Below are 25,335 nucleotides of genomic sequence, written 5' to 3'. Positions count from 1 at the left end.
AACCCGGACGAGGACCGCTGAGCCGTGAACGAGAACTACGCCGTTCCCGCAGTCGCCCTCGTCGTCGTGGCGACCGTCTTCGTCGGCGCCTTCGGCCTGCGCATCTCACGGACCACCTCGGACTTCTACGTCGCCTCGCGCACCGTCGGCCCCCGGCTGAACGCGGCGGCCATCAGCGGCGAGTACCTGTCCGCCGCCTCGTTCCTCGGCATAGCGGGCCTCGTCCTCGTCCAGGGCCCCGACATGCTGTGGTACCCCGTCGGCTACACGGCGGGCTATCTCGTCCTGCTGCTCTTCGTGGCCGCCCCGCTGCGCCGCTCCGGCGCCTACACGCTGCCCGACTTCGCGGAGGCCCGGCTCGCCTCCCAGTCGGTGCGACGGCTGGCCGGCGCCTTCGTCGTCGGAGTCGGCTGGCTCTATCTTCTGCCCCAACTCCAGGGCGCCGGACTGACCTTGAACGTGCTGACCGGCGCCCCCAAGTCCCTCGGCGGAATCATCGTCGCCGTCGTCGTGGTCGCGACCGTCGCCGCCGGCGGCATGCGCAGCATCACGTTCGTACAGGCCTTCCAGTACTGGCTGAAACTCACCGCCCTGCTCGTCCCCGCCCTGTTCCTCGTCCTCGCCTGGCAGGGCGACGGATCGCCACGGAACGCCTTCGACGAACCGGCGGCCTTCCGCGAACACCGCGTCGTCCGCGTCGACAGCGGCCTCGACCTGAAGCTCGCCGCACCGCTGAACGTCACGGCGACGGGCACCGTGGACGGCGAGCGGTACGAGGACGAGAAGGTGCGGCTCACCGAGGGCGTCCACCGCATCGCACAGGGCACCCGGCTCGGCTTCACCAAGGGCGACCATGTCCCCGTCGCCGACCGCGGCAGCAACGGCGGCATGTCCACCTCGCTCGCCGAGGGCCGCGAGGACCGCCCGCTGTACGCCACGTACGGACTGATCCTCGCCACCTTCCTCGGCACCATGGGACTGCCGCACGTGGTCGTCCGCTTCTACACCAGCCCGAACGGCGTCGCCGCCCGCCGCACCACGGTCGTCGTACTCGGCCTGATAGGCGCCTTCTACCTGCTGCCACCGGTCTACGGCGCACTGGGCCGCCTGTACGCACCCGAGCTCACCCTCACCGGGGACGCCGACGCCGCCGTACTGCTGCTGCCCGACCGGGTGATCGGCGGACTCGGCGGGGATCTGCTGGGCGCGCTGGTGGCGGGCGGTGCCTTCGCCGCGTTCCTGTCCACGGCGTCCGGGCTGACCATGGCGGTGGCGGGCGTGCTCACCCAGGACGTGCTCCCGGCACGCGGCGTACGGCACTTCCGGCTGGGCACGGTGCTCTCGATGATCGTGCCGCTGATGGCCAGCGTGGTCGTGGGCGGACTGCCCGTCGCGGACGCCGTGGGGCTCGCCTTCGCCGTGTCCGCGTCGTCGTTCTGCCCGCTCCTCGTCCTCGGCATCTGGTGGCGGCGGCTCACCCCGCCCGGCGCGGCGGCCGGGATGCTGGTCGGCGGCGGCTCGGCGCTGCTCGCGGTCGCGGCCACCATGGCGGGCTTCCCGGGCACGGGCCCGCTGCACGCGCTCCTCGCCTGGCCCGCGCTGTGGTCCGTGCCGCTGGGCTTCCTCACCATGGTGCTGGTGTCGCTGGCCACGCCCGGCCTCGTGCCGGCGGGCACGGCCGCGATCCTCGCCCGCTTCCATCTGCCGGAGCAGGTGTCGGGCGGGCAGGTGCGAACGGCCGTGAGCGCGAAGGAAGTTGACGCATGAGGCGGGTGGTGGAGACATGAGCGGTTTCCTGGCCGGGCTCCTGGTGGCCGTACTCCCGCTGCTGGCGGCCGGTTTCTGGCTCGGCCGGCGCACCACGCGCCCACGGAGCCTCGGTGGACTCGGCACCCCCGTCGAGCACGCCACCTTCGAGACCCTGCACACCGCCTCGCTCGCCGCACCCCCGCTGCGGGCGGGCCTCACCGAGGAAACGGCCCGCAAGTCGGCCAGACGACTGCGCACCCTGCTGGGCACCGACGCCCTCTGCCTCACCGACCAGGACACCGTCCTCGCCTGGGAAGGAGTCGGCGAGCACCACAAGACGCAGATCATGGACCGACTCAGCGGACCGCTGGAGAACGGCCGCGGCGAAGCCTTCCGCCTCGACTGCGTCGAACCGGACTGCCCGGTGCGCTGGGCCGTCGTCGCCCCGCTCACCGTCGACGACCGCGTACACGGCGCCCTCGTCGCCTGTGCACCCCGCGAGTCCGCCGTACTGGTCAGGGCCACAGGCGAGGTCGCCCGCTGGGTCTCGGTCCAGCTGGAGCTCGCCGACCTCGACCAGTCCCGTACGCGGCTGATCGAGGCCGAGATCAAGGCCCTGCGCGCCCAGATATCCCCGCACTTCATCTTCAACTCGCTCGCCGTGATCGCCTCGTTCGTCCGCACCGACCCCGAGCGCGCCCGCGAACTCCTGCTGGAATTCGCCGACTTCACCCGCTACTCGTTCCGCAGGCACGGCGACTTCACCACGCTCGCCGACGAACTCCACGCCATCGACCACTACTTGACCCTGGTCAGGGCCCGCTTCGGGGACCGCCTCTCGGTCACCCTGCAGATCGCCCCCGAAGTACTCCCGGTGACGCTGCCCTTCCTGTGTCTGCAGCCCCTCGTCGAGAACGCCGTGAAACACGGGCTTGAGGGCGGTACGGGGCAGGTCGACAAGAGCCACATCAGCATCACCGCACAGGACGCCGGAGCCGAGGCCCTCGTCGTCATCGAGGACGACGGCCCCGGCATGGACCCCGCCTGGCTGCGCCGCATCCTGGCGGGCGAGGTCAGCCCGTCGGGCGGCATCGGCCTGTCGAACGTCGACGACCGGCTGCGCCAGGTCTACGGAGACGACTACGGCCTCGTCATCGAGACCGCACTCGGTGCCGGCATGAAAATCACCGCCAGGCTGCCCAAATACCAGCCCGGCGTGCACTCCGCGGGACGGCTCTCCCGCGAATGAAAGCCTCCCCCGGACCGGCTCTGGACCGGTGTCAGGGGAGGACGCGCGGAGGGCATCAGGTGCTGCGTGAGGCCACCATCGCCAGCGTGATCAGGCCGAGTACCACCCAGCCGAACCACAGCCAGCCATTGCTGCCGAGCGCCACCGTGTAGGCCGTGACCATGACCAGGCCGCCGACGGTGAGCACCCCCATGGTCTTCGTAGAACCGGGCATCGCAACACCCTCCTTATGGTTCGTCCCTCTCCATGGTGCCCCCGTCCTGCCTTTTCACAGTGCATACGACGAAATGGGTGCCTGTTTTCCAGCCGCTCTCCCCGGCCCAGGCCGCCGATTCGTAACGGCTGGGGTGGTAGCCGTACTGGATCGGCGGCACATCCGCCGCGCAGGCCTCCACGGACTCCCGCTTCGCGTCTTCGAGCGTGGTGTCCGGGCCCAGCCGGGTGAAGCCGAGCACCCGCTGGTCGTGCGGCTCGTCGCAGGAGGCCAGCCGGGCGTCCCGGTCGGACCGTACGTCCAGGCAGTCCTGCTTCTGCATATTGGCCGTATCGATGAACGTCAGCCCCGTCTCCCGGTGGTCCCCGAGCGGCCCGTACACCCCACCGTTCGCCCCCAGCAGCAGACAGACGGTGCGCCGGCCGGCGGCCTCGAAGCCCGCCTCGGTGGGCAGCACGGCGTAGCCGCGTACGTCCGCGAGCTTCCTACGGGTCTCTTCGGTCCGCCCCTCGCACCGGGCGGGCCCTTCCGTGCGTGCCTCTTCGACGGATCCGGCCTCGACTACCGCCATGACCTGGCCGTCCGGGGACCCTTTGAGACAGTCCTCGAGCTTCAGCCGTGGCGTGCCCTCGAAACGCCTCTCGGGCCAGTCGGCGATGACACAGTCGCCGTCCTTGAGCCGCTCGGCGAGCCCGATCGTCCCGCCGTACGGCTGCGCACTGCCGCCCTCGCCCGCCTGCCGCCCCACCGCGTACCAGACCCCGCCGAGCGACAGGCCCACACCGAGGAGGCCCGCGATCACGGACTGCAGGACGTTCGAGCGCTTGCGACGCCGGCTGCCGGGCGGCGGTCCGTAAGTCGGGCCGGACGTCGGTGACATGGGCGGGACGGGTGACTGCGGTGACATGGGTGGCCCGAACCCGGGGCCGGGCACAGGCGCCGGCACTGCCGATGCCTCCGTCTCGGCGTGCGCCCACTGCGGCTGCGACCCCGGATCGCCGTGGGTGCGTTGTGGGGACTGCGGCATGACGATCGCGGACAGCGCGGCCTGCGTCTCCTCGGCCGTGGCGCGGTGGACCGGGTCCTTGGTGAGCAGGGCCGCCAGGATCGGTTCCAGCGCGCCCGCGCGCTCTGGCGGCCGGGGCTCCTCCAGGACGACCGCGGTGAGCGCGGCCAGGTCCGTATCGCGGTCGAAGGGGCCGCACCCCTCGACCGCGTAGTAGAGCGTGCAGCCCAACGAGAACAGGTCGGCGGCCGCGGTGGGCGGCCCGCCCTGGGCCCGCTCGGGCGCCAGATACCCGGCCGTGCCCACGAGCATGGACGTCATCGTCCAGCGCGGCTCCGCGGAGTCCGGCTGCACGGAGATCCCGTAGTCGGTGAGCAGGACACGTGCGTACGGCGAACCCGAGCGGTCCGGCGCCAGCAAGATGTTCGCGGGCTTCACATCGCGGTGCATGACTCCCCGCTCGTGCCCCGCGGTCAGCGCGTCCAGCACGGCGAGGCCGATCCGGGCGCACTCGGCGGGCGCCGCCGGGCCCCGCTGCGTGACCAGGTCGCGCAGGTCGAGGGCGCCCGCGACGTACTCCATCACGATCCACGGCAGGCCCTCGTGTTCCAGTACGTCGTGCACGGTCACCACATGCGGATGCCCGCGCAGCCCCGCCGCGTTCCGGGCCTCCGCGCGGGCCCGGGCGACCCGGGCCGCGCGCTGCCGGCCGGCCTCGGCAGGATCGCGGAACACGATCTCCTTGAGCGCGACCTCACAGGCGAGCTGCTGGTCATGGGCCAGCCATACGTGTCCCATGCCACCGGTGCCGAGCCGGTGCAGCAGCAGATACCGGCCCGCGATGACCCGGCCCACTCCCGACTGCGGTGTCCCTGGTGCCATCCGGTCCCTCCCTGGGTGCTGTCGTCGGTCAGACCGCGCTCGCGGCGGGCTCGCCGCTCACGGGGACGTCGGTCGCCGGGGCGCTCGTGACGGGTTCGCCGGTGACCGGCTCGCTCGTCGGCGGTGATGAGCTCGTACGGGCGGATCGTCGCTCGGCGGAGTCGCGCTGTCCGTCGACGGCGGGGGCAAGGCCCCTACGGGCTCCGTGTCGGTCGGCGTCGGTGGGGGAGGGGTGTCGGTGGGCGGCGTCGAGGTCTGCGTCGGGTCGGGCGTCGTCGGATCAGGCTCCGTGGGATCGGGCTCCGTCGGATCGCTGGGTTCCGTCGGATCGGTCGGATCTGTCGGTACCGGAGTGTCGGTCGACGTCTCGGTGGGCGAGGTGGAACCCGGCTCCCCAGAGGTGCCCGGCTCTCCCGTGGCCTCGCCGTCGCGTCGTGCGTCGAACGTCCGGTCCTCCGAGCCGTCGGTGCCGACGGGCCGTTCGATGCCCTTGTCCGTGTCGGCCACATCCACGAGCGCGAGCCGGTCGAGCTTCGTGGGCGACGGTTCGACCGACACCACGGAGTCCTCGCGGAAACTTGGCCACTTCTTGTTGCCGTCCTCGAAGCGCACCGAGATCTTTCCGGTGTCCCCCTCGAATGCGCGCAGTGGATTACCGCAGGAGCACTTCACGACCGGCAATCCCTGATCGTTCACGAGAACCGCGATTCCCGCCTCCAGCAAGGCGTCGTAGGCAACCGCCCTGCCCTTCTTGTAGTCATGGTTCCGCACGAGAGTGTCGTGACGCAGGAGAACCGGTGTGAGTCGATCGACGTACTCATCGATCGCATCCGGAGAAATTCCGGCAACTCGTGCCCATTCTTGCGCCTTCCGGCGGTTCTCGGGATCGATGAGGAATTCCTTGAGCTGGTCGACGTCACAGGTGCCCGGCTTGCTCGAACCGCCGTACAGCCCCGGCTTGTTGCCCTGCTGCAAGCCGCCGCCAGGCCGCTCCCCACGTATCTCGGCGTCCGCACCGAGCCCGCTCTTCTCGTCGAAGAAAGGATCGAGAGCCGGAACTCCGGCCGCGACGGCCTTCACGACGATGAGGCGGTCGGCCTGAGTACAGCCGCTGAGGATCAGTAAAGTGACCAGCAGAAATGCGGTCCTGCGGACCGAAGATTGAATGCCCTTGTACATGGGCGCGCGAAATGTCATTACCGCTCCCCCCGGCGGTTCCCCCGTCACCCCGCAGAGCGGAAGCAGGGCTTGCGCGCCATGCTACTGAATAGAAAAGCCTTTCAGTCAAGGTTAATTGGAAGAGGCATTAAGTACGGGAAGTGCCGAGAGTGGCCACAGATATCTCAGCGGGTGCGCGCGTTCAACGAGGCCAGGTAGGCGTTGTACGCCTCCAGCTCCTTGTCTCCGTCGCGATCCGCGGCCCGGTCCATGCGCCGGGCCTGCCGCTGTTCGGAGCGGTACCACTGGAAGAGCAGCGCGAGCAGCACGAGTACGGACGGGATCTCGCTGAACGCCCAGGCGATGCCGCCCGCCGCGTTCTGGTCCGAGAGCGCGTCGATGCCGAGCGACGCGGGAGGGTTCTTGTACGTCTCGACCATCGGCTCGGACGCCATCATCAGCGCGATGCCGAAGAACGCGTGGAACGGCATGCCCGCGAACAGCTCCAGCATCCGCATCAGATAGCCGGGCCGGTGCGGACCGGGATCAACGCCCATGATCGGCCAGAAGAAGGCGAGGCCGACGGCGAGGAAGTGGCACATCATCACGGTGTGGCCCGTCTTCGAACCCATCAGGAAGTCGAAGATGGGGGTGAAGTACAGCGCGTACAGGCTCGCGATGAACAGCGGGATCGTGAACGCCGGGTGCGAGATCAGCCGCATGAACCAGCTGTGCAGCAGGGCCAGCAGCAGCTCACGCGGCCCCTTGTGGCCCCGGCGGGAGGCCACCGGCAGGGCACGCAGCGCCAGCGTGATCGGCGCGCCGAGCAGGATCAGGATCGGCGACAGCATACTGATCACCATGTGCTGCACCATGTGCACGCTGAACATGACCATGCCGTAGTCATTGAGTCCGGTACACATCACGAGCAGAACGCTCAGCACGCCCACGACGAACGCCACGGTCCGCCCGACCGGCCACTTGTCACCACGCCGCATCAGCCGCACGACGCCCCACCCGTACAGGGCGAGCCCCACGAGGCAGGCGACCAGGAAGAACGGGTCCGCGGACCACTCAAGACCTCGTCCCAGCGTGAACGGCGGCAGATCCATGGTCGTGCCGTGCCCGCTGTGATCCATCCGCCGGCTCCTGATTCGTACTGGTTGTGCGCTGTCTGTCCGCACCCAGACTAGAACTGCCCCCAGCCGCGGTCGCGACCGGGGGCAGCGCCAGTTACGTACGTATCAGAGGACGCACTCCGCCTCGGCGTACCGCTCGTCCGGCACCGTCTTCAGCGTCTCGACCGCCTCCGCGAGCGACACCATCGCGATCTCGGTGCCGCGCAGCGCCGTCATCCGGCCGAACTCACCCCGGTGCACCGCCTCGACCGCGTGCCAGCCGAACCGGGTCGCGAGGACCCGGTCGTACGCGGTCGGGGTGCCGCCGCGCTGCACGTGCCCGAGGATCACCGGACGGGCCTCCTTGCCGAGGCGGTGCTCCAGCTCCAGCGAGAGCTGGCGGGCGATGCCCGCGAACCGCTCGTGCCCGTAGACGTCCTTGCCGCCCTCGTCGAACTCCATCGTGCCCTGGCGAGGCTTCGCGCCCTCCGCGGCCACGACGATGGCGAACTTCTTGCCCGCCGAGAAGCGCTCGCCGACCTTGGCGGTCAACTCCTCGATGTCGAAGGGGCGTTCCGGCACGACGATCGCGTGCGCGCCGGCCGCCATGCCCGAGTGCAGCGCGATCCAGCCGGTGTGGCGGCCCATGACCTCCACGATCAGCACGCGCTGATGGGACTCGGCGGTGGTCTTGAGGCGGTCGAGGGCCTCGGTTGCCACGCCCACGGCGGTGTCGAAGCCGAAGGTGACGTCCGTCACCGCGATGTCGTTGTCGATGGTCTTCGGCACGCCGACGATCGGCAGGCCGCCGTCCGACAGGAGACGGGCCGCCTTGAGCGTGCCCTCACCGCCGATCGGGATGATCGCGTCGAGTCCGAGCTCCTCGACATGCCCCTTGGCCCGCTCCACGCCGTCCCTGAGGTGCTCGGGTCGTACGCGGGAGGAGCCGAGGATGGTGCCGCCGCGAGCCAGGATTCCGCTCACCGCGTCGAGGTCGAGCTTGAGGTAGTCGCACTCCAGAAGGCCTTTCCAGCCGTCCCGGAAGCCGATGACCTCGTCGCCGTGGTCGACGACGGCGCGGTGTACGACGGACCGGATGACGGCGTTCAGGCCGGGGCAGTCGCCGCCGGACGTGAGGACACCAATGCGCATAGCCCGAAATACCTTCTCAACGTGGGCCGGGTACCGGACCGCGCTGTCCGGCTGGACCCGGCAAGCGTACCGGCGGCAGGGGGCGGGTCCGCATCATGCGTCCGCCTGCTGGACGCCCCCGCACAGGTGAGCGGCCGGGCCGCCAGAAGGGCTGTGAACCATCTCTCGGGCTGTCCCGGGCGGGCTGTGGGCCCTTTTTTTCGGCGTATCCGCGTATCAGTCTGTCTCAGGCAGGCTGCTGGGCGGCCGCGATGCGCTCGGCGCGCAGCGCCTCGTACCACCGGTCGTCGATCGGCGGCAGCGCGTTGACGTCCAGCGCGAGCTTGAGCAGCAGATCCGCGATCAGCGGGTTGCGGGCGAGTACCGGCCCGTGCATGTACGTCCCGAAGACCGTGTCGTTGTACGCGCCCTCCGTGCCGTCTCCCGTGCCGTTGCCCTTGCCGAGGCGGACCTGGGCGAAGGGGCGCGCGGTGGGGCCGAGGTGGGTGATGCCCTGGTGGTTCTCGAAGCCGGTGAGCTGCGGCAGGCCGAGGGGCGCGTCGATGTCCCCGAGTACGTCCCCGACGCAGCGCTCGCCCTCGCCGCGCGTGGAGACCACGTCGAGCAGGCCGAGGCCGGGCTCGCGCTGCCCGAGGTCGTTGATGAACTCGTGGCCGAGAATCTGGTAGCCGGCGCACACGGAGAAGACGATCGCGCCGTTGCCGACCGCGCGGTGCAGACCGCCGTCGCGGCGCAGCCGCTCGGCCGCGAGCCGCTGCGGCCGGTCCTCGCCGCCGCCGATCAGATAGATGTCGCCGGAGGTGGGGATCGCCTGGTCGCTGCGTACGTCGAGCCGGGCCACGTCCAGGCCGCGCTGCCGGGCCCGGCGCTCCACCACGAGCGCGTTGCCCTGGTCGCCGTACGTGCTCAGCAGGTCCGGGTAGATCCACACCAGACGCAGGCTGTTGTCACTCATTGATGATCGTCCTCTGTGGTCAGTTGCCGACGCGGATCACTTGCCGACGCCGGTCAGTTGCCGACACGGCGGCGCAGGTCCTGGAACGCGGTGTAGTTCGCGATGACCTCGATCCGCCCCGGCGGTGCGATCTGCACGGCCTGGTCGAGGTTCTCGCAGACCTGGAAGGTCTGGTTCGCGACCTCCAGACGCACCGCGAGGTCCAGCTTCCGGTCGCCGATGACGAAGATCGGGTGCCCACTCAGCCGCGTGTAGTCGACGTCCCACAGCCAGGAGGTGTCGGTGCCGTCGGCCCCACGCGCGTTCACGGACAGGATGACCGGCGTCGGCGGCGGGTCGATCAGCGAGAACGTCTCGAGCCAGCCCGCCGGGTTCTTGGCGAGCAGCAGCCGAAGGTCACGCTGCATGAACTGCACGACGTCGTAGCGTCCGGCGACCGCCTGGACCTGGTACATACGTTCCAGGGCGACCTGCGGCGGCACACCGAAGACGGCGGCCACGGCGGCCGACGAGGCGGCGTTGGCCTTGTTGGCGCGGCCCGGCAGCTGGAGGTGGATCGGCCAGGCGGAACCGTGCGGGTCGAGGACATGGTCGCCGTTCAGCGCCCAACTGGGCGTCGGACGGCGGAAACCGCACTCGCCGCAGTACCAGTCGTCGCCGGGCCGCTGCATCACACCGCCGCAGGACGGGCAGGACCAGGCGTCGTCCTTCCACATCTGCCCGGCGGCCACCCACACGACGTTCGGCGAGGAGGAGGCGGCCCACACGACCAGCGGGTCGTCCGCGTTGGCGATCACGACGGACTTCGAACCGGCCAGGCCCTCGCGCCAGTGCTCGGCGAGCATGCGGGTCTCGGCGGCGCGGTCGAGCTGGTCGCGCGAGAGGTTGAGGAGCGCGATGGCCTTCGGGTCGGTGTCACGTGCCACACCCGCGAGGTACTTCTCGTCGACCTCGATCACCGCGTACCGCGCGTCCGAGCCACCGGCCAGCGCGGAGGTGATGCCTGCGGGCATGTTCGCGCCCAGGGCGTTCGAGACGACGGGACCGGCGGCGCGCAGCGCCTCCGCGATCAGCCGTGTCGTGGTGGTCTTGCCGTTGGTGGCCGACACCAGGATGACGTCCAGGTGCTGGGCGAGCCGGGCCAGCAGGTCGGGGTCGAGTTTGAGCGCCACCCGGCCGCCGATCACCGATCCGCTGCCGCGGCCCGCGGCACGCGACGCCGCCGCGACCGCCTTGCCCGCCGTCACGGCCAGCTTGGCCCGCGGCGACAGCGGGTCCGAGTTGCCTGCCATCAAGTCCCGATCCTCCTTGCGTACGACGCCGCGCCCTGCCCTGCTGCCGGCAACGTGTGGCCCTCAGCCTATCGAGATCCACGACCGGCCCGGTTCGCGGCACCACCCCGGCGCCCGCGCGACATTGAGGACCGTACCCTTGCGGCCATGCGACACGGCTCGATCCCGGGCGCCCAAGGGCGCGTCCTCACGCTGTCCCTCCTCGGCGACCCCGTGTTGCACACACCGTGCGAGGAAGTCACCGACTTCGGCCCTCAACTGGCTCGTCTGGTCGAGGACATGTTCGCCACCATGTACGCGGCTCAGGGAGTCGGGCTCGCCGCGAACCAGGTCGGTCAGTCGTTGCGGGTCTTTGTGTACGACTGCCCTGATGACGAGGAGCGACGGCATGTGGGTCACTTGGTGAACCCGCGTCTGGTCGAGGCGGACGGACTGCTGCTGCGCGGTCCCGAGGGGTGTCTGTCGCTGCCGGGCCTCGAGGCGGGGACGGAGCGGTACGACCACGCGATCGTCGAAGGCTCCACGCTGGACGGTGAGTTGGTGCGGGTCCATGGCACCGGGTTCTTCGCCCGGTGCCTTCAGCATGAGTGTGATCACCTTGACGGCGGTGTGTACGCGGACCGGCTCAAGGGGTGGCGCCACCGGCGGGTGATGCGTCAGGCGGCGCGGGCATCCTGGGGGCGCTAGAAGCTGGGTCCGCCGACCTTGTCGCCCGCCGCCGCCAAGCGTCCCCACAGCAGGTCCGCCAGACTGCGTACCAACTCCGCACGTGAGCACGGGCGTTCGCCCAGCCACCAGTCGCCGGCCGCGTGCATCATGCCGACGATGCCGTGGCCCCACACCCGCGCGAGCTGCGCGCTGTCGGGGCCGAGGTCTACCCGTTCCTCGATGACCTTGCTGAGTTCCTCGCCCATACGGCGCAGCAGGGGAGCGGAGTGCAGGCCGACGTCGAAGCCCTGGTCGCTCTGTGGGCCGCCCTCCGACGGGTGCATCAGGAAGCGGTACACCTGCGGACGTGCCTCGATCGCCGCGAGATACGTGTCGAGCGTGGCCTCGACCCGCTCGCGGCGCTCGGCCGGCGCGTCCAGCGCGGCCCGCAGCGCCTCGAGCAGGGCGTCCGTGTGGCGCTTGGCGAGAGCCGCGTACAGTCCACCCTTGTCACCGAAGTGCCGGTACAGAATGGGCTTGGTGATGCCGGCCTCGGCGGCGATGGCGTTCATCGAGGCGCCGGGGCCGTCGCGGAGCACCACCCGGTCGGCGGCTTCCAGTAGCTCTCGCCGACGGCGGTCGGCGGACCGCTGCTGCTCGGTCCGCTGTGTGGTGTCCATGAGCTCTCCCCACCCGTGCTGATTCGGTGACGCCCTGCGCAACGTAACACCCTGCTGTGATTCTGCATCGAACGGGCTGCCGGAGGGGAACCGGGAGTTGACTTTTCCTACCGACGGGTAACAGGCTACTGTTACCGCAAGTAACATGTGAGTGCGTAGCTGGAGGGGACATGGCCGAGTTCACCATGGAGCTCAACGACGAGCAGAAGGAGGTCCGGGACTGGCTCCACGGCTTCGCCGCCGATGTGATCCGTCCTGCGGCAGCCGAATGGGACGAGCGCGAAGAGACTCCCTGGCCGGTCATCCAGGAGGCCGCGAAAGTCGGTATCTACTCCCTGGACTTCTACGCCCAGCAGTACTTCGACCCCACAGGCCTCGGCATCCCCATGGCCATGGAGGAGCTGTTCTGGGGTGACGCGGGCATCGCCCTGTCCATCGTCGGCACCGGCCTCGCCGCCGTGGGCGTCCTCGCCAACGGCACCGAGGAGCAGATCGGCACCTGGATCCCCCAGATGTACGGCGACGCGGGCGACGTCAAGGTCGCGGCCTTCTGCTCCTCCGAGCCCGACGCCGGCTCCGACGTGGCCTCCATGCGCACTCGTGCCGTCTACGACGAGGCCAAGGACGAGTGGGTCCTCAACGGCACCAAGACGTGGGCGACGAACGGCGGCATCGCCAACGTCCACGTCGTGGTCGCCGTAGTCGACCCGGAACTCGGCTCCAAGGGCCACGCCTCCTTCATCATCCCGCCGAACACGCCGGGCCTGTCCCAGGGCCAGAAGTTCAAGAAGCACGGCATCCGCGCCTCGCACACCGCCGAGGTCGTCCTGGAGGACGCCCGCGTCCCCGGCTCCTGCCTGCTCGGCGGCAAGGAGAAGCTGGACGAGCGGCTGGCCCGGGCCCGGGAGAGGGCGAAGGCCGGTGGTGAGCGCGTGAAGAACGCGGCGATGGCGACGTTCGAGGCCTCGCGCCCGGCCGTGGGCGCCATGGCCGTGGGCACGGCCCGGGCCGCGTACGAGGTGGCCCTCGATTACGCCCGGACGCGTGAGCAGTTCGGCCGCCCGATCATCGACAACCAGGGTGTCGCCTTCCAGCTCGCCGACATGCGTACGTCCATCGACGCGGCCCGGCTGCTGGTGTGGCGGGCCTCGTGGATGGCCGTCAACGGGAAGCCGTTCACCGCGGCTGAGGGTTCCATGTCGAAGCTGTTCGCGAGTGAGACCGCGAAGAAGGTGACGGCGGAGGCGATCCAGATCCTCGGCGGCAACGGCTACACGCGCGAGTATCCCGTCGAACGCATGCACCGGGACGCCGCGATCTACACGATCTTCGAAGGTACGAGTGAGATCCAGCGGCTGGTGATCGCGCGCACCCTCGCGGGGATGCCGATCCGCTGACGGCACCTGAGCCGTCGGCGGTGCCGTGAGAGCCTGGGGAGTACGGGAAAGGCAGCGCAGTCGAGCCGAAGGAGTGCGGCGATGGCGCGGACAGCCAGGGAACTGCTGGACACCACCACCGGAAAACTCGCCCCCGACCCGCAGGCCAACCGACTGCTGCCCCTGATCGGCCGGGGCGCGGCACGGCGCGACACCCTCGCCACGCTCGCTCTCGAACAGCGCTACGTGATCGCCGCGGACCGCCGGGCGTTCCTGCATCTCGCGGAACGGTCGGCCGCCGAGCCCGAGTGCGCCGCCTTCTTCACCATGCTCGCGGAGGGCGAGGCCCTCGCCCATGTGCGGCTCGGCCCGCTGCTCGCCGCCTGCGGAGCGGATGAGGCGCGGGCGGCGGCGTACGAGCCGCTGGCGGGGGCGCAGGCGTATCCCGCGTACGTCGCCTGGCTCGCCCTGAACGGCGCACCGGCCGACGTGGTGCTCGCGCTGAGCGCCAACTTCTCGGCCTGGGGCGGCTATTGCGCCACCATCGCTGAGGCGCTGCGCCGCCAGTACGGCTTCGACGACGAGGCCTGCGGTTTCTTCGACCTGTTCGCGGAACCCGCGCCCGACCTGGAGCAGAAGGCGATGGCCGCCGTACAGGCCGGGCTGGACGCGGAGTTGATCAGCGAGGAGGCGGTCCACCGCTACGGACGCCTGCTACAGCGCTACGAGGAGATGTTCTGGCACACGCTGTGGGAGCTGGACCGGGGCGAGTCCTAGACGCTCCAGCGGTCTGTCAGTCGGGTGATGTCCCACTACTGTGCGCGATGCACGCCACGTCGATACGGTCGGCCAGTTTGGCGAGTTCGATCGTGAGGGTCGCCACCGTGTCCTCGTCGAGGCCCTCCTGACCGGCCTCCACCAGATGGAGCCACCGGCCGCCGACGTTGCGCAGCAGCTTGCTGACATCGGCGGCCGCCACCTGCAAAGTGCCGCGGTCGTCGACGATCAGAGGGAGGGTCACTTCGCGGTTCACACAGGCGATCGTAACTGCGGAACGCTCACGCTCCGTGCCATACGGTGGTGATGTTGCAGAACTCGCGGATTCCGTGGCCCGCCAGCTCACGCCCGTAGCCGGACCGCTTGACCCCGCCGAAGGGGAACGCCGGGTGGGACGCCGTCATCCCGTTGACGTAGACACCGCCCGCTTCCAGATCGCGTACAAAGCGGTCGACGTCCGTCTCGTCGCGGGTCCAGACGTTGGAGCTCAGCCCGAACGGCGAGTCGTTGGCGATCTCCACCGCCTCGTCGAGGCCGACGGCACGATAGAGCGTGGCGACGGGACCGAAGGTCTCCTCGCGGTGGATGCGCATGGCGGGGGTGACGTCGGCGAGGACCGTCGGCGGGTAGTACCAGCCGGGCCGGTCGGGCCGTTCGCCACCGCACAGCACCGTCGCGCCGCTCTCCACCGCCTCGTCCACCAGCTCCGCCAGACCGTCGCGGCCCTGCTCGCTGGAGAGCGGGCCGACCTCCGTGTCCTCGTCCATCGGGTCGCCGACCTTCAGCGCCTTCATGCCCGCCGTGAAGCGCTCGGCGAAGGCGTCGAACACGTCCGTGTGCACGATGAACCGCTTGGCGGCGATGCAGGACTGCCCGGTGTTCTGCACACGCGCCGTCACCGCGGTCTTCGCCGCCCGGTCGAGGTCGGCCGACGGCATCACCACGTACGGATCGCTGCCGCCCAGCTCCAGCACCGTCTTCTTGACCTCGTCACCGGCGACCGAGGCGACGGCGCGGCCCGCCGGTTCGCTGCCGGTGAGCGTCGCCGCCCTGACCCGCTCGTCGCGCAGGATGCCTTCGACCTCGCCGGTGCCGATGAGCAACGTCTGGAAGCAGCCTTCCGGGAAGCCTGCCCGGTGGAACAGGTCCTCCAGGTAGAGGGCGGTCTGCGGCACGTTCGAGGCGTGCTTCAGCAGTCCCACGTTGCCTGCCATCAGGGCGGGCGCGGCGAACCGGATCACCTGCCAGAGCGGGAAGTTCCACGGCATCACCGCGAGTACCGGGCCGAGCGGCCGGTAGCGCACGATCACCCTGGAGGCACCGGAGTCACGCGCCTCCGACTCCGGGCCCTCCTCGTCGGCGAGAAGTTCCTCGGCGTGGTCGGCATACCAGCGCATCGCCTTCGCGCACTTCGCGGCCTCCGCGCGGGCCTGCTTGATCGGCTTGCCCATCTCCGTGGTCATGACGCGGGCGGTGTCCTGTGTGTCCGCCTCCAGCAGGTCGGCAGCCCGGCGTAGCCGCTGGGCGCGCTCGGTGAATGAGGTGGTGCGGTACGTACGGAACGCGGCGTCGGCGCGCGCGAGCCTGCGCTCGATCTCTTCGGCGCCGAGGGCGTCGTAGGTTTTGAGTGTCTCGCCGTTTGCCGGGTTCACCGTTGCGATGGGCATGGCTGACCTCCTCGTACGGGAGCGCTCCACTGAGGGCACCGGTTCTGCGAGCGCCGTTGTTTGAAGCGCCGTCCAGGTCTGCGGGTAGTTTGTGGCTGGTCGCGCCCGCGATGAGGGTCCCCCCGCTCGAGCGCAGCCGAGAGTGGGGAGGAGCCGCATATGTCACAGCCCGCGCCCCTTCGGGGCGCTTGTCGCAGCCGACCTTGTCGAGTCCGCGTACCCCGGCGCAGGCGTTCTAGCCGACCCGCACTTCGAGGCGGTTCAGGAACTCCGCCTGGGCCTTGACGATCACGGCTCTCGCCCGGTCGAGCCCGAACCACTCCACTCGGCTCAGTTCGGGGAACGCCTGGACTCGGCCCGAGTTCCTGGGCCACTCCATCTCGAACGTTCCCGGGACCACCCTCGCCGGGTCGATGTCGGCCTCGATCGCCCATGCGGTGACGATCTTGCCGTTCGCCTGCCGGACCTCGCCGAGCGGTACGGCCTCGCCGTCGGGCGGCTCCAGGCCCAGTTCCTCGCGGAACTCCCGGCGGGCCGCGTCCCAGGCCGGCTCGTCGGGCTCGTACTCGCCCTTCGGTACGGTCCACGCGCCGGCGTCGCGCCGCTCCCAGAACGGGCCGCCCATATGGCCGAGCAGTACCTCCAGGCCGTCGCCGGCGTGGTGGAACAGCAGCAGGCCCGCGCTGCGGCGAGCGGCCTTCACCGGGTCACCTCCGGGTGCGCGGCGAGCAGCGTCTCGACGGTGTCGGCCTCCGCCGGGGTCTTGTCCTCGCGGTAGCGGACTACGCGGGCGAAGCGGAGCGTGACGCCGGCCGGGTAGCGGGTGGACTTCTGCAGACCGTCGTAGGCGATCTCGACGACGAGTTCGGGACGGACGGTCACCACATGCCCGCTGTCCTCGACGGCGAGCTCGCGCAGCCGATCGGTCTGCCAGGTCAGCATCGCGTCCGTCATGCCCTTGAACGTCTTGCCCAGCATGGCGAACGAGCCGTCCGGATTCCGCGCCCCGAGGTGCAGGTTGGACAGCTTGCCGGTGCGCCGCCCGTGCCCCCACTCGGCGGCCAGCACCACCAGGTCCAGCGTGTGTACGGGTTTGACCTTCAGCCAGGAGGCACCGCGCCGGCCCGCGCTGTAGGGGGCGTCGAGGCCCTTGAGTACGACGCCCTCGTGGCCGCGCTTCAGCGTGTCCGCGAGGAACCGTTCCGCGGCCTCGCGTGCCTCGCCGTCCGCCGGATCCGCCACGAGCGTGCGCCGCACCCGCATCGGCTCGGGCACCAGCCGGGCCAGCTCCGCGTGGCGGTCGGCGAACGGCAGGTCGAGCAGGTCGTGTCCGTTCACGGACAGTGCGTCGAAGAAGACGGGGGAGACGGGGAGGGCCCTGGCTGCCGTGCCGACGTCCGTGCGGGATCCGACCCGTCCGGCGATGTCCTGGAAGGACTTCGGCCGTCCGCTCTCGTCGAACGCGATGACCTCGCCGTCCAGGATGAACCGCTCGCCCTTCAACTCCCTTGCTGCGGAGGTGAGTTCGGGCAAGCGGTCGGTGATGTCGTCCAGGGTGCGCGTGTAGAGGCGTATGGCGTCGCCGTCGCGGTGGACCTGGACGCGGATGCCGTCCAGCTTCTCCTCGACGGCGCAGGGGCCGAGCTTGGCGATCGCCTCCGCCACGGATGTGGCGCTGTGCGCCAGCATGGGCAGGACCGGGCGGCCGACGGTGAGCCTGAACTCGGCGAGGGCCTTCGGGCCGTCCGCCAGCAGACGCTGCGCCACGGTCCGCAGCGAACCGGCCAGCATCACCGCCCGCCGTACGTCCGCGGAGGGTGCGCCGGTCGCCTCGGCGAGCCCCTCGACGGCTACGGCGTCCAGGGCGCCCTGTCGTACTTCTCCGCTGAGCAGGCCGAACAGGAACCGTTGCTCGTCCACAGTGGCTGCCGCCATCAGCTCGCCGACCAGGCGTTGGCGTTCGGCCTGCGAGCCGGGGCCGGAGACGGCGGCGAGCGCGGTCAGCCGGGCGTCCACGTCCCGCACGGTGAGCGTGGGCTCACCGGCAGGGGCGACCGGTCGGCTGAGCACCTTCCAGCCGACACCGATCCGCCCTTGCGGGAGGCGTCCCGCCAGGTAAGGGATCACGATCGGCGCCTCCTCGGCTTCCGCGTCCCGGAAGAGCTCGGCCAGGAGGCCGATCTTCCGGGAGCGGGCCGAGGTGGCGGCGACCTCTTGCGATACGCGGGCGAGCCGGGCGAACAGCATGTGGCCATGGTGCAACGGAGCGGGACGCTCTACACCCGCACGGCGGCGCCTCTATCCGTTCTATCCGTGGAGTGCGGATTCGAGGTCGCTCATCAGCAGCTCCCCGTTGATCGTGGCCCCCGCCCGGTAGCCGCCCGCCGCCGCGTTCACGACCTGCTCGGCGAAGCCCATCGCGTTGCCGGCCGCCCAGACGCCCGGCACGGTGGTGAGCCCGGTCGGGTCGACCACCGGGTACGCGCCGAAGGGGGTCTCCCGAAGCTCGGCGCCGAGCTGCTCCAGTAGCCCGGTCTGCGGTACCGCGCGGGGCGCGACGAACAGCACGTCCCGCACGTGTGCCGTGCCGTCCGCGAGGCGTACGCCGGTGAGCCGGTCGTCATCGATGACGAGCCCCGCCACCTCGCCGGGAACCACGTGCACTCCGGCCGTGGCCAGGTGGCGCAGATCCTCGTCCGAGAGCTCGGACTCGGCGACCGTGTGCAGGAACAGGGTGACGTCCTTGGACCACTGCGTGACGATCAGCGCCTGATGCACGCTCATGGGGGACGTCGCGAGAACCCCGAACGCCTGGTCGCGGACCTCCCAGCCGTGGCAGTACGGACAGTGCAGCACATCGCGCCCGAACCGCTCCGCGACCCCGGGCACCGACGGCAACTCGTCCGCGAGCCCGGTCGCGACGACCAGCCGGCGCGCGTGCACCGAACGCCCGGACGCCAGCGTCACATCGAACTCGTCGGCGTCGTCCCGCGCGACGTCCACCGCGCGGTCCCGGACCAGATCAACCCCGTACCGCTGAATCTCCAGCCGCCCCTCGGCGAGGAACTCGGCGGGTGACATCCCGTCCCGCGACAGATAGCCCTGCATGTGCGCGGCAGGCGCGTTGCGCGGCTCGCCCGCGTCGACGACGAGGACCTGGCGCCGCGCGCGTCCCAGCACGAGTGCGGCGGACAGCCCGGCCGCGCCGCCTCCGACGACGACCACTTCGTAACGATCGGTCATGGTGACCACCTCCACGGACAAGGTCGCCCCACGGCTGCCGCATTGACAAACGCCTTTGCCGAAACTGCAATGTGCTCATGAGTGAGCACGAGACGGACCTGAATGAGCGGGACACCGACGACGTGCTGGCGGGAGTCGGCCCCCGGCTGCGGCGGATCCGGAAGGAGCGGGGCGCGACGCTCGCCGGGCTGTCGGAGGCGACCGGTATCTCGGTGAGCACCCTGTCACGGCTGGAGTCCGGCCTGCGTAAACCCAGTCTGGAACTGCTGCTGCCGATCGCCCGGGCCCACGAGGTGGCTCTGGACGAGCTGGTGGGGGCTCCGCCGGTGAGGGATCCGCGGGTTCGGTCCCAGCCGATCGAGCGGCACGGGCGCACCTACTGGCCGCTCACCCGCCAGCCCGGCGGACTCCAGGCGTTCAAGGTGCTCGTGCCGCAGGGGCAGGAGGAGCCGGAACCCCGTGTCCACGAGGGGTATGAATGGCTCTACGTCCTCTCCGGGCGGCTGCGCTTCGTGCTGGGCGAGCACGACGTGGTGCTGACGGCGGGGGAGGCCGCCGAGTTCGACACGCGCGTGCCGCACTGGTTCGGGTCGACGGGGGAGGGGCCGGTGGAGTTCCTCAGCCTGTTCGGGCCGCAGGGGGAGCGGATGCATGTACGGGCACGGCCGAAGCGTTCTTGATGTGCGTGACGCTAGCCTGATCGGCAAGCGACCGCTTAGTATGCAGTCCGACACCGCTCAGACGACAGACGCGAGCCGAAGGGGCGCGCCGGTGTCGAGAGCACGAGCGCGCGGAGGCCCGAAGGGCTGAGCACGGTCGGGCTCTCGACACCGGCTGAGGCGCCCCTTCGGTGAGCAAATAGACACAGTCCTGTGGAGGCCCCCGCATGCAGGCATGGCAAGTGCACCAGAACGGTGAGCCGGGCGAGGTGATGCGGCTCGAGGAGGTGGAGCGGCCCGTGCCCGGCGAAGGCCAGGTCTTGGTCAAAGTGCGTGCCGCGAACATCAACTTCCCGGACGCCCTGCTGTGCCGCGGGCAGTACCAGATCAGGCCGCCGCTGCCGTTCACGCCCGGCGTGGAGCTCTGCGGCGAGACCGAGGACGGGCGGCGGGTCATCGGCAATCCCGCCCTGCCGTACGGCGGCTTCGCCGAGTACGCGGTCGCGGACGCGGCGGCCCTACTGCCCGCCCCCGAGGCGCTCGACGACGCCGAGGCCGCGGCGCTGCACATCGGCTACCAGACGGGATGGTTCGGTCTGCACCGCCGGGCCGGTCTGGAGGCCGGCGAGACGCTGCTCGTCCACGCTGCCGCAGGAGGGGTCGGCAGCGCGGCCGTGCAGCTCGGCAAGGCCGCGGGCGCCACGGTCATCGGGGTCGTCGGCGGGTCCGACAAGGCGGACGTGGCGCGGGAGTTGGGGTGCGACATCGTCGTCGACCGGCGCGCCGAGGACGTCGTCGGCGCCGTGAAGGAGGCGACTGGCGGCCGGGGCGCGGACGTGATCTACGACCCGGTCGGCGGTGAGGCGTACGCGCAGTCCGCCAAGGTCGTCGCCTTCGAGGGGCGGATCGTGGTCGTGGGTTTCGCGAGCGGGGCCATTCCCAGTCCGGCCCTGAACCACGCCCTGGTGAAGAACTACTCGATCATGGGCCTGCATTGGGGTCTCTACAACACCAAGAACCCGAAGCTCGTCCTGCGCTGCCACGAGCAGCTCACCGAACTGGCCGCCCGCGGCGCGATCAAGCCGCTGGTCAGCGAGCGCGTGCCGATGGGCGGTGCGGCTGCCGCCGTGCAGCGTGTCGCCGATGGGGTCACCACCGGTCGCGTCGCCGTCATCCCTAGTCTCGGTGAAGGAGGAGCGGCATGACCCACGCCGCCGAACTGCGGGATCGTACGCAGGAGTTGCTGTCCGCCCATCCTCCGGCCACCACCGACCGCCTCGACTTCCTCAAGGCCCGCTTCGACGCCGGACTGGCCTGGGTGCACTACCCGGAGGGCCTCGGCGGACTTGGCGCGCCGCGCTCTCTCCAGGCCGTCGTGGACGCCGAGTTGGAGGCCGCGGGCGCCCCCGACAACGACCCGCGGCGCATCGGTATCGGCCTCGGCATGGCGGCGCCGACGATCCTCGGCTTCGGTACGGAGGAGCAGAAGCGCCGTTTCCTCAGGCCCCTTTGGGTCGGCGAGGAGGTCTGGTGCCAGCTGTTCAGCGAGCCGGGTGCCGGCTCCGACCTGGCCGCGCTCGGCACGCGTGCCGTACGGGACGGCGACAGCTGGGTCGTCAACGGGCAGAAGGTGTGGACGTCCAGCGCCCATGTCGCCCGGTGGGCCATCCTCATCGCCCGTACCGACCCGGACGTGCCCAAGCACCGCGGCATCACGTACTTCATCTGCGACATGACCGACCCCGGTGTCGAGGTGCGGCCGTTGCGCCAGATCACCGGCGAGGCCGAGTTCAACGAGGTGTTCCTCACCGACGTCCGCATCCCCGACAGCCACCGGCTCGGGGAGATCGGCGACGGCTGGCGGGTCGCGCAGACGACGCTCATGAACGAGCGGGTGTCCATCGGCGGTATGCGCATCCCGCGCGAGGGCGGCATGATCGGCCCGGTCTCGAAGACCTGGCGCGAGCGCCCCGAGCTGCGCACCCACGACCTCCACCAGCGGCTCCTCACCCTGTGGGTGGAGGCCGAGGTCGCCCGCCTCGCCGGCGAACGGCTGCGCCAGCAGCTCGTCGCGGGCCAGCCCGGCCCCGAGGGCTCCGGACTGAAGCTCGCGTTCGCCCGCCTCAACCAGGAGATCAGCGGCCTTGAGGTCGAACTCCTCGGCGAGGAAGGCCTGTTGTACGACGACTGGACGATGCGGCGGCCCGAACTCGTCGACTTCACCGGGCGCGAGGCCGGATACCGCTACCTCCGCTCCAAGGGCAACAGCATCGAGGGCGGGACCAACGAGGTCCTGCTGAACATCGTCGCCGAGCGCGTCCTGGGCCTGCCCGCCGAGCCGCGCACCGACAAGGACGTCGCCTGGAAGGACCTCGCGCGATGACGGATCTGCTGTACTCGGAGGAGGAAGACGCGCTGCGCGCGGCCGTACGCGACCTCCTCGCCGACCACTGCGACACGGCGGACGTGCTCGCTCGCGCGGAGTCCGGCGCGCCGTACGACCCCGAGCTGTGGAAGGCCCTCGCCGACGGCATGGGCCTCGCGGGCCTTCTGGTCCCCGAGTCGTCGGGCGGCCAGGGCGCCACGCATCGCGAAGTCTCCGTGGTGCTGGAGGAGTTGGGCCGATCGGTCGCTCCCGTGCCCTATCTGACGAGCGCCGTCGTCGCCACCGAGGCCCTGCTCGCCAGCGACGCCGGTGACCTCCTCGGCGAGCTGGCATCCGGGCGGAGGATCGGCGCCCTCGCCGTCGCGCTGAACGTCGCTCCCGGCGCCGCCTACCAGCTCGTACGACATGAGAACGGCGCCCTGCACGGGGAGTTGACCGGCATCGCGGACGCGGCCGTCGCCGACGTACTGCTGGTGCCCGCGGACGACGGCGGCCTGTACGCGGTGGAGGCCGACGCCGTGACCGTCAGCCCACAGGTGTCCCTGGACCTGACCCGGCCGGTGGCGACGGTGGTCCTTGAGGGTGCGGCCGGGCGACTGCTGGGGGATGCCGAACCCGCCGTACGACGCGGCCTGCGGGCCGGAGCCGGACTGCTCGCCTCCGAGCAACTGGGCCTCGCCGACTGGTGCTTGACCGAGACGGTCCGCTATCTGAAGGACCGTAAGCAGTTCAACCGGCCCGTCGGCGGTTTCCAAGCCCTCAAGCACCGGCTCGCCCAGTTGTGGCTGGAAGTCGTCAACGCGCGTGCCGCGGCCCGCAACGCCGCCGACGCGCTGGCCACCGGGAGCACGGACGCGGATGTGGCGGTCGCGCTCGCCCAGGCGTACGCGGCATCCGTCGCGGTCCATGCCGCCGAGGAGGCAGTGCAGTTGCACGCAGGCATCGGCATGACGTGGGAGCACCCCGTGCACCTCTACCTGAAGCGGGCCAAGGCCGACTCGATCGCGTACGGAACGGCCGGCCGCCATCGCGAGGCGCTGGCCGAACTGGTCGACCTCCCAGCACCCTGACGTACACCTGCTCACACCCGTGAGAAGCCCGCCCCACCTGGGGCGGGCCCGGCGGCTCGGCCGCGGCTCGGCGCTGCCCTCACACGGCGGGGGTCTCTTTGCCCAGGAGTGCCTGAGGGGCGTACCGCAAAACGGTCTTGACCGCCTCGTCGCCCAGGCGCCGGCGCAGCCGCGGGACGAACTCCCGGCCGAGTACGTCCATTCCCGGCCCGCCTCCGTACGCGGTGAGCGAGGACTTGCGTCCGACGTCGGTCCCCAGGCAGACGTGACCCAGCTTGCCGGCCTCGGCCATGCGCTCGATCAGGTCGAGGACGACGGAGTCCGGCCGGTACTTGATCCGCCCGATCGTGTCGTAGACGAGGTGGGCGCCGCGGGCGATCAGGTCGAGGTGCAGTTCCGGATCGGGGTTGCGGTCGGTGTGGGCGAGCAGGACCCGCCCGGCCGGCAGGCCGTGCTTGTCCAGGAGGTCCAGGGCAGCGTGTGCGGCGGTCCCGACCTCGGTGTGGACCGCCACGGCCACGCCTGTCTGCCGGGCCGCCGTCGCTCCCGCGGCGAACCAGCGTTCCTCGTGGCGGTCGATACGGTGGTACGAAGCCCCGAGTTTGATGACACCCGCCTTGTGAGGGCTGGGGACGGGGCGCGGAAAGTCCCAGTCGTGGCTGTCCATGCCGGTCCGGAGGTCGTCCAGGAGCACGTCGAGAAGCGTGGCGTCGTCGGCGTGGCGGGCCCAGTGAGCGGCCGGGTAGTGCGCGCTGCGGTGGAAGCCGGTCGCGGCCACGACATGGACGGCGCTTGTGCGGGAGACCTCGGCGAGCTGGACGGGGCGGCGTCCGAGGCCGACCGGGGTCAGGTCGACGACGGTACGGATGCCGCTCGCCGCCACCCGCAGGAGCTCGGCCGCCGCCTTGCCGGTGTCGAGGAACTCGTCACCCGGATTGACCGGGGTACGCAGGAAGACGTGCTCGTGGGCATCCACCGCGCCGAGTTCGTCAGCGGCGACAGGGCCCAGGACTGTCTCGACGACAGGCATGCTGTTCTCCTTCACGATGCCGACCCTCCGACCGGTGTCGGGGAGCCCACCCCGGCTCGGGCAGGGGGAGCCGGGCGCCACGACCGACAGTTGCAGCCGTGGTACTGGTACCGGCGGTCATGACCGGTGGCCGGGACCGACCGGCCAGGCCGGTTCGGAAGTCCCTAGGCCAGTTCGATGTGGAACACGAAACGGGAACCCGCATAGCGGGATTCGGTGAGTTCGACGGGTGTGCCGTCGCCGGTCGTGATCAGTCGGCGCTCGACGAAGATGGCCGCCCCGACGGGCAGTTCCAGAAGGGCGGCGTCGTCCTCGGTGGCGATGGCCGCTATCTGCGTTCCGGTTGCCCGGGAGGGGGCGAAACCCTGCTCGGTGAGGGCCTGGTGCAGCGAGCCATGGGCCAGGTCCTCGCGCAACAGCCAGGCACAGGACGGTGGCAGCACGACGTTCTCGATCGCCATCGGCTGCTCGTCGGCCAGCCGCAGCCGCCGTACGTGAACGACGTTGGACTGAGGAGCGAGTCTGAGCGCGGTGGTCTCCTCCTGGCTGCCCACGCGCAGTTCACTCGCCAGGACGGTCGATGACACGGGCATGCCGCGCAGGGCCATCTCCTCGGTGAAGGAGCGGAGTTTGCCCATCTGGCGGTGGACCTGCGGTTCCCCCACGAAGGTGCCGACTCCGGAGATCCGGTAGATCGCACCCTCGGCGACCAGACGCTGGGTCGCCTGCCGGACGGTCATCCGGCTGACTTGGAACAAGTCGCACAGTTCCGCGTCGGACTCGATCTGATCCCCGGGCTTCAGCCCCGCGATCCGGCCGCGGATGTGCCGTTCGACTGCTTCATGTCGCGGCATGGGCCGCCGAGCCACGGCTTTCCTCCTTTTGTCTGTACCGGTAGGTCCCTCTGTCCATAGCGATAGGGCCTGCTGTCTATACCGGTATGCCCCCGCAGCATAGGCCGTCACCTTAGCGCGCGTCCACACCAGTGCTGCCCGGCTGTAGCCAGTGATCAACCGGTGCAGAT

General features: G+C 70.4%; 24 protein-coding genes. 9 read left to right on the top strand and 15 right to left on the bottom strand.

What is annotated here, in order from left to right; genetic code table 11:
• The first annotated feature begins 24 nt into the window (after positions 1-24).
• Both G6048_RS09465 and G6048_RS09460 read left to right on the top strand, forming a co-directional pair.
• Complete coding sequence (locus tag G6048_RS09465) at positions 25-1,767, top strand: sodium/solute symporter (RefSeq protein WP_165339016.1); 1,743 nt, start codon at positions 25-27, stop codon at positions 1,765-1,767.
• 16 nt (positions 1,768-1,783) lie between these two features.
• Positions 1,784-2,998, top strand: coding sequence for a sensor histidine kinase (locus G6048_RS09460; RefSeq protein ID WP_165339015.1), 1,215 nt, complete (start codon positions 1,784-1,786; stop codon positions 2,996-2,998).
• 55 nt (positions 2,999-3,053) lie between these two features.
• On the opposite strand, the gene G6048_RS09455 is transcribed toward G6048_RS09460, so the two are convergent.
• The 7 genes from G6048_RS09455 to G6048_RS09425 all read right to left on the bottom strand — a co-directional run bounded on the left by G6048_RS09455 (position 3,054) and on the right by G6048_RS09425 (position 10,775).
• Positions 3,054-3,212, bottom strand: coding sequence for a hypothetical protein (locus tag G6048_RS09455; protein ID WP_165264169.1), 159 nt, complete (start codon positions 3,210-3,212; stop codon positions 3,054-3,056).
• Between the two features lie 13 nt (positions 3,213-3,225).
• Positions 3,226-5,100: a serine/threonine-protein kinase gene (locus G6048_RS09450; RefSeq protein WP_165339014.1), complete on the bottom strand. Its 1,875-nt coding sequence runs from the start codon at positions 5,098-5,100 to the stop codon at positions 3,226-3,228.
• Positions 5,101-5,157: 57 nt separating this feature from the next.
• Entirely contained in the window at positions 5,158-6,297 is a 1,140-nt protein-coding gene (locus G6048_RS09445) for a DUF6777 domain-containing protein (RefSeq protein WP_235989556.1), read from the bottom strand.
• Between the two features lie 146 nt (positions 6,298-6,443).
• A complete protein-coding gene (locus G6048_RS09440; protein WP_165339013.1) occupies positions 6,444-7,397 on the bottom strand; it encodes a cytochrome c oxidase assembly protein in 954 nt (317 codons plus the stop codon).
• A gap of 105 nt (positions 7,398-7,502) precedes the next feature.
• Positions 7,503-8,528: a 6-phosphofructokinase gene (locus tag G6048_RS09435; protein ID WP_165339012.1), complete on the bottom strand. Its 1,026-nt coding sequence runs from the start codon at positions 8,526-8,528 to the stop codon at positions 7,503-7,505.
• A gap of 226 nt (positions 8,529-8,754) precedes the next feature.
• The gene (locus tag G6048_RS09430) at positions 8,755-9,483 is read right to left on the bottom strand and encodes a type 1 glutamine amidotransferase (protein WP_165339011.1); all 729 of its coding nucleotides are present in this window, start codon (positions 9,481-9,483) and stop codon (positions 8,755-8,757) included.
• A gap of 53 nt (positions 9,484-9,536) precedes the next feature.
• Entirely contained in the window at positions 9,537-10,775 is a 1,239-nt protein-coding gene (locus G6048_RS09425) for a MurT ligase domain-containing protein (RefSeq protein ID WP_165339010.1), read from the bottom strand.
• A gap of 147 nt (positions 10,776-10,922) precedes the next feature.
• Between G6048_RS09425 and def the strand changes: the two genes are divergently transcribed.
• A complete protein-coding gene (def, locus tag G6048_RS09420; protein WP_165339009.1) occupies positions 10,923-11,462 on the top strand; it encodes a peptide deformylase in 540 nt (179 codons plus the stop codon).
• On the opposite strand, the gene G6048_RS09415 is transcribed toward def, so the two are convergent.
• Positions 11,459-12,103, bottom strand: coding sequence for a TetR family transcriptional regulator (locus G6048_RS09415; RefSeq protein WP_165339008.1), 645 nt, complete (start codon positions 12,101-12,103; stop codon positions 11,459-11,461). The two genes, def and G6048_RS09415, sit on opposite strands and share 4 nt — an antisense overlap.
• Before the next feature lie 170 nt (positions 12,104-12,273).
• Here G6048_RS09415 and G6048_RS09410 point away from each other — a divergent pair, with 170 nt between their 5' ends.
• Positions 12,274-13,500, top strand: a complete 1,227-nt coding sequence (locus G6048_RS09410) for an acyl-CoA dehydrogenase family protein (protein ID WP_165339007.1) — start codon at positions 12,274-12,276, stop codon at positions 13,498-13,500.
• An 81-nt stretch (positions 13,501-13,581) separates the two neighbouring features.
• Positions 13,582-14,256, top strand: coding sequence for a transcriptional regulator (locus G6048_RS09405; RefSeq protein ID WP_165339006.1), 675 nt, complete (start codon positions 13,582-13,584; stop codon positions 14,254-14,256).
• Between the two features lie 16 nt (positions 14,257-14,272).
• On the opposite strand, the gene G6048_RS09400 is transcribed toward G6048_RS09405, so the two are convergent.
• The 5 genes from G6048_RS09400 to G6048_RS09380 all read right to left on the bottom strand — a co-directional run bounded on the left by G6048_RS09400 (position 14,273) and on the right by G6048_RS09380 (position 19,166).
• Positions 14,273-14,512: a DUF6213 family protein gene (locus G6048_RS09400; RefSeq protein WP_165339005.1), complete on the bottom strand. Its 240-nt coding sequence runs from the start codon at positions 14,510-14,512 to the stop codon at positions 14,273-14,275.
• 25 nt (positions 14,513-14,537) lie between these two features.
• Complete coding sequence (locus tag G6048_RS09395) at positions 14,538-15,923, bottom strand: NADP-dependent succinic semialdehyde dehydrogenase (protein ID WP_165339004.1); 1,386 nt, start codon at positions 15,921-15,923, stop codon at positions 14,538-14,540.
• A gap of 235 nt (positions 15,924-16,158) precedes the next feature.
• On the bottom strand, positions 16,159-16,626 hold the full coding sequence (locus G6048_RS09390) for an NUDIX domain-containing protein (RefSeq protein ID WP_165339003.1): 468 nt from the start codon (positions 16,624-16,626) through the stop codon (positions 16,159-16,161).
• Positions 16,623-18,170 (bottom strand): ATP-dependent DNA ligase, encoded by a 1,548-nt coding sequence (locus G6048_RS09385; RefSeq protein ID WP_165339002.1) that lies wholly within the window; start codon positions 18,168-18,170, stop codon positions 16,623-16,625. The genes G6048_RS09390 and G6048_RS09385 overlap by 4 nt, the downstream gene beginning before the upstream one ends.
• 60 nt (positions 18,171-18,230) lie before the next feature.
• The gene (locus tag G6048_RS09380) at positions 18,231-19,166 is read right to left on the bottom strand and encodes an NAD(P)/FAD-dependent oxidoreductase (protein ID WP_165339001.1); all 936 of its coding nucleotides are present in this window, start codon (positions 19,164-19,166) and stop codon (positions 18,231-18,233) included.
• 77 nt (positions 19,167-19,243) lie between these two features.
• On the opposite strand from G6048_RS09380, the gene G6048_RS09375 reads away from it, so the two are divergent.
• The 4 genes from G6048_RS09375 to G6048_RS09360 all read left to right on the top strand — a co-directional run bounded on the left by G6048_RS09375 (position 19,244) and on the right by G6048_RS09360 (position 23,281).
• Positions 19,244-19,846, top strand: coding sequence for a helix-turn-helix domain-containing protein (locus G6048_RS09375; protein WP_165339000.1), 603 nt, complete (start codon positions 19,244-19,246; stop codon positions 19,844-19,846).
• A 206-nt stretch (positions 19,847-20,052) separates the two neighbouring features.
• Entirely contained in the window at positions 20,053-21,030 is a 978-nt protein-coding gene (locus G6048_RS09370; RefSeq protein ID WP_165338999.1) for an NADPH:quinone oxidoreductase family protein, read from the top strand.
• A complete protein-coding gene (locus tag G6048_RS09365; RefSeq protein ID WP_165338998.1) occupies positions 21,027-22,208 on the top strand; it encodes an acyl-CoA dehydrogenase family protein in 1,182 nt (393 codons plus the stop codon). Before G6048_RS09370 ends, G6048_RS09365 begins: the two co-directional genes overlap by 4 nt.
• Positions 22,205-23,281, top strand: a complete 1,077-nt coding sequence (locus G6048_RS09360) for an acyl-CoA dehydrogenase family protein (RefSeq protein ID WP_165338997.1) — start codon at positions 22,205-22,207, stop codon at positions 23,279-23,281. The genes G6048_RS09365 and G6048_RS09360 overlap by 4 nt, the downstream gene beginning before the upstream one ends.
• 79 nt (positions 23,282-23,360) lie before the next feature.
• Here G6048_RS09360 and G6048_RS09355 read toward each other — a convergent pair whose 3' ends face one another.
• Positions 23,361-24,311: a phosphotriesterase family protein gene (locus G6048_RS09355; protein WP_165338996.1), complete on the bottom strand. Its 951-nt coding sequence runs from the start codon at positions 24,309-24,311 to the stop codon at positions 23,361-23,363.
• Positions 24,312-24,475: 164 nt separating this feature from the next.
• A complete protein-coding gene (locus tag G6048_RS09350; protein WP_165338995.1) occupies positions 24,476-25,180 on the bottom strand; it encodes a GntR family transcriptional regulator in 705 nt (234 codons plus the stop codon).
• Positions 25,181-25,335: the final 155 nt, after the last annotated feature.

This window comes from Streptomyces ureilyticus, assembly GCF_011045025.1.
GTDB classification, from domain to species: Bacteria; Actinomycetota; Actinomycetes; order Streptomycetales; family Streptomycetaceae; genus Streptomyces; species Streptomyces ureilyticus.
This window is presented reverse-complemented; position numbering and strand designations above follow the sequence as displayed.

Coding starts and splice junctions, on each gene's coding strand:
- G6048_RS09365 (WP_165338998.1), top strand. CDS start 21,027: ATGACCCACGCCGCCGAACTGCGGGATCGTACGCAGGAGTTGCTGTCC.
- G6048_RS09405 (WP_165339006.1), top strand. CDS start 13,582: ATGGCGCGGACAGCCAGGGAACTGCTGGACACCACCACCGGAAAACTC.
- G6048_RS09450 (WP_165339014.1), bottom strand. CDS start 5,100: ATGGCACCAGGGACACCGCAGTCGGGAGTGGGCCGGGTCATCGCGGGC.
- G6048_RS09435 (WP_165339012.1), bottom strand. CDS start 8,528: ATGCGCATTGGTGTCCTCACGTCCGGCGGCGACTGCCCCGGCCTGAAC.
- G6048_RS09380 (WP_165339001.1), bottom strand. CDS start 19,166: ATGACCGATCGTTACGAAGTGGTCGTCGTCGGAGGCGGCGCGGCCGGG.
- G6048_RS09375 (WP_165339000.1), top strand. CDS start 19,244: ATGAGTGAGCACGAGACGGACCTGAATGAGCGGGACACCGACGACGTG.
- G6048_RS09360 (WP_165338997.1), top strand. CDS start 22,205: ATGACGGATCTGCTGTACTCGGAGGAGGAAGACGCGCTGCGCGCGGCC.
- G6048_RS09445 (WP_235989556.1), bottom strand. CDS start 6,297: ATGACATTTCGCGCGCCCATGTACAAGGGCATTCAATCTTCGGTCCGC.
- G6048_RS09410 (WP_165339007.1), top strand. CDS start 12,274: ATGGCCGAGTTCACCATGGAGCTCAACGACGAGCAGAAGGAGGTCCGG.
- G6048_RS09430 (WP_165339011.1), bottom strand. CDS start 9,483: ATGAGTGACAACAGCCTGCGTCTGGTGTGGATCTACCCGGACCTGCTG.
- G6048_RS09370 (WP_165338999.1), top strand. CDS start 20,053: ATGCAGGCATGGCAAGTGCACCAGAACGGTGAGCCGGGCGAGGTGATG.
- G6048_RS09385 (WP_165339002.1), bottom strand. CDS start 18,170: ATGCTGTTCGCCCGGCTCGCCCGCGTATCGCAAGAGGTCGCCGCCACC.
- G6048_RS09355 (WP_165338996.1), bottom strand. CDS start 24,311: ATGCCTGTCGTCGAGACAGTCCTGGGCCCTGTCGCCGCTGACGAACTC.
- G6048_RS09415 (WP_165339008.1), bottom strand. CDS start 12,103: ATGGACACCACACAGCGGACCGAGCAGCAGCGGTCCGCCGACCGCCGT.
- def (WP_165339009.1), top strand. CDS start 10,923: ATGCGACACGGCTCGATCCCGGGCGCCCAAGGGCGCGTCCTCACGCTG.
- G6048_RS09395 (WP_165339004.1), bottom strand. CDS start 15,923: ATGCCCATCGCAACGGTGAACCCGGCAAACGGCGAGACACTCAAAACC.
- G6048_RS09455 (WP_165264169.1), bottom strand. CDS start 3,212: ATGCCCGGTTCTACGAAGACCATGGGGGTGCTCACCGTCGGCGGCCTG.
- G6048_RS09425 (WP_165339010.1), bottom strand. CDS start 10,775: ATGGCAGGCAACTCGGACCCGCTGTCGCCGCGGGCCAAGCTGGCCGTG.
- G6048_RS09460 (WP_165339015.1), top strand. CDS start 1,784: ATGAGCGGTTTCCTGGCCGGGCTCCTGGTGGCCGTACTCCCGCTGCTG.
- G6048_RS09440 (WP_165339013.1), bottom strand. CDS start 7,397: ATGGATCACAGCGGGCACGGCACGACCATGGATCTGCCGCCGTTCACG.